3 protein-coding genes are annotated in these 2,914 nt (G+C 68.2%); all 3 read left to right on the forward strand.

Translation table 11 applies throughout. The features are described 5' to 3' along the window. Positions 1-5: 5 nt before the first annotated feature. The 3 genes from GRF61_RS23680 to GRF61_RS23690 are packed head-to-tail and all read left to right on the forward strand — an operon-like array spanning position 6 to position 2,829. Positions 6-1,130: an NAD(P) transhydrogenase subunit alpha gene (locus tag GRF61_RS23680; RefSeq protein ID WP_169153076.1), complete on the forward strand. Its 1,125-nt coding sequence runs from the start codon at positions 6-8 to the stop codon at positions 1,128-1,130. 14 nt (positions 1,131-1,144) lie between these two features. Continuing rightward, on the forward strand, positions 1,145-1,453 hold the full coding sequence (locus tag GRF61_RS23685) for an NAD(P) transhydrogenase subunit alpha (RefSeq protein ID WP_169153074.1): 309 nt from the start codon (positions 1,145-1,147) through the stop codon (positions 1,451-1,453). Then, positions 1,450-2,829: an NAD(P)(+) transhydrogenase (Re/Si-specific) subunit beta gene (locus GRF61_RS23690; protein ID WP_169153075.1), complete on the forward strand. Its 1,380-nt coding sequence runs from the start codon at positions 1,450-1,452 to the stop codon at positions 2,827-2,829. The genes GRF61_RS23685 and GRF61_RS23690 overlap by 4 nt, the downstream gene beginning before the upstream one ends. Positions 2,830-2,914: the final 85 nt, after the last annotated feature.

Below are 2,914 nucleotides of genomic sequence, written 5' to 3' on the forward strand. Positions count from 1 at the left end.
CCTCGATGCCATTGTTGCTAGGAGTCGCGTCGGAGACGCTCGCAGGCGAACGCCGCCTGCCGGTGGTTCCGGACGTACTGAAGAAATACCAGAGCCTGGGCGTAGTGCTGCAGATGCAGCAAGGCGCGGGTCGGCCGGCGCACTACGCCGACGACCTCTTCCCGGAGGTCAGCTGGTCGGCCGACGCCGCCAGCGTGTTCAGCGCCGCCGACCTCGTGCTGTGCGTGCAAGCGCCGCCGGCCGAATCCCTCGCCGCCATGAAACCGGGCAGCGTGCTGGTCGGCATGCTGCAACCGTGGGCGGACGCCGAGCGCGTGAAGCTGCTGCAGCACAAGCAGATCACCGCCTTCGCGCTCGAACTCTTGCCGCGCATCTCGCGCGCCCAGAGCATGGACGTGCTCTCCAGCCAGGCCGCGGTGGCCGGCTACGAATGCGCCCTCATCGCCGCCGACCACAGCCCCAAGTTCTTCCCCATGCTCACCTACGCCGCCGGCACCATCCGCCCGGCCAAGGTGCTGGTGATCGGCGCCGGCGTGGCTGGCCTGCAGGCCATCGCCACCGCCCGCCGTATCGGCGCCCAGGTCGAAGCCTATGACGTGCGCCCCGAAACCCGCGAACAGATCGAATCGCTGGGCGCGCGCTTCGTCGACACCGGCGTCGCGGCCGCCGGCGCCGGCGGCTACGCCCGCGAACTCACCGACGAAGAAAAGGCCAAGCAAGCCGAGCGGCTGGGCAAGGCCGTCGCCCAGTGCGACGCCCTCATCACCACCGCCGCCATCCCCGGCAAGCGCGCCCCGCGCATCATCACCGCCGACATGGTCGCGCGCATGAAACCGGGCGCGGTCGTCGTCGACATGGCCGCCGAGACCGGCGGCAACGTCGAAGGCACCGTCGCCGGAGAAAAGACCTGGATCGGCGAAGTGCTCGTCATCGGCCCCACCCACATCCCCAGCCGCATGCCGGTGCACGCCTCCGAAATGCTCGCCAAGAACCTCTACAACTTCATCTCCCCCTTCATCAAGGACGGCACCCTCGCCCTCGACTGGGAAGACGAAGTCATGGCCGGCAGCTGCCTCACCCACGCCGGCGAAGTCCGCCACGCCGGCGTCAAAGCCGCCCTCGGCCTGTAAGGAGCGCCCCACCCATGGAAGGCTTTACCGCCCTGTACATCTTCATGCTGGCCGCATTCACCGGCTATGAAGTCATCTCCCGCGTGCCGGTCATCCTGCACACCCCGCTGATGTCCGGCTCCAACTTCGTCCACGGCGTCGTGCTGGTGGGCGCCATGGTCGTGCTCGGCCACGCCGACGCCGACAGCCCGCTGCAACTGGCCATCGGCTTCGTCGCCGTCTTCCTCGGCGCCGCCAACGCCGCCGGCGGCTACGTCGTCACCGAACGCATGCTCGCCATGTTCAACAAGAGTGGCAACACCAAGAAGGGAGGCGCGCAATGACCGCCAAGTGGTTCATCGACGCCTCCTACTTTGCCGTCGCCGTCGTTTTCATCCTCGCCCTCAAGGCCATGAGCTCGCCGGTCACCGCCCGGGGCGGCATCGTCTGGGGCGGCATCGCCATGGTGTTCGCCACCCTGGTCACCTTCGCCACCCCCGGCCTGCACAACGTCGGCCTCATGATCGTCGCCATCGTCAGCGGCGCCGCGGTGGCCTGGTGGAGCGGCAAGACCGTCAAGATGACCGACATGCCGCAGATGGTCGCCATCTACAACGGCATGGGCGGCGGAGCCGCGGCGGCCATCGCCGCGCTGGAATTCGCCCGCGGCGAAATCCACGGCACCGTCGTCACCCTGCTCGCGGTGCTCGGCGCCCTCATCGGCTCGGTCGCCTTCTCCGGCTCCTGCATCGCCTTCGCCAAGCTGCAAGGCATCATGAAGAAAGCCTGGCGGCTGCCGGCGCAGAACGCGGTGAACGTGTTGCTGGGCCTGCTGGTCCTGGTCCTGGGCGGCATGATCGTCATCGCCGACGCCCTGCAGCCCGGCCTCGTCATCGCCTTCTTCGTCCTCGCCCTGCTGCTGGGCGTCATCCTCACCAGCCCGATCGGCGGCGCCGACATGCCGGTGGTGATCTCGCTTCTGAACGCCTTCACCGGCCTTGCCGTCGGCTTCGAAGGCTACGTGCTGGGCAACCCGGCGCTGATCGTCGCCGGCATCGTCGTCGGCGCCTCCGGCACGCTCCTCACCCAGCTCATGGCCAAGGCCATGAACCGGCCCATCTCCAACGTGCTCTTCACCCCCATCAGCGGGGTTGCCGCCGGCGGCGGAGAGAGTATCGAGGGCAGCATGCGCGAGTTCTCCGCGCTCGATGCCGCCTCGGTGATGCGCTACGCCACCAAGGTCGTCATCGTGCCCGGCTACGGCATGGCGGTGGCCGGCGCCCAGCACAAGGTGTGGGAGATGGCGCAGCTGCTGGAAGAAGGCGGCGTCGAAGTCGTCTTCGCCATCCACCCGGTGGCCGGCCGCATGCCGGGCCACATGAACGTGCTGCTGGCCGAGGCCGGCGTGCCCTACGACAAGATCTTCGACCTGGAAGAGATCAACGCCGACTTCCCGCAGGCGGACGTGGCGCTGGTGATCGGCGCCAACGATGTGGTCAATCCGGTGGCGCGCACCGACAAGAGCAGCCCGATCTACGGCATGCCCATCCTGAACGTGGACATGGCGCAGAACGTGATCGTGGTCAAGCGCGGCAAGGGCGCCGGTTACTCGGGGATCGAGAATGCGCTGTTCTACAAGGACAATTGCCGCATGCTCTACGGCAGCGCGCAGCAGGCGATTGCCGAGGTGATCACGCATGTGAAGGCGCTGGAGGCCTGAGCGCGCAGGCGGGCCCGGGAGACCGGGCTGGCTGCGGGCGCAAGCGCCTGGGCGGCCCTGTTCCCGGTTTGGGGGCAGGGCCGTT

The sequence above is a fragment of the Azoarcus sp. TTM-91 genome, assembly GCF_012911025.1.
Taxonomy (GTDB): Bacteria; Pseudomonadota; Gammaproteobacteria; order Burkholderiales; family Rhodocyclaceae; genus Azoarcus.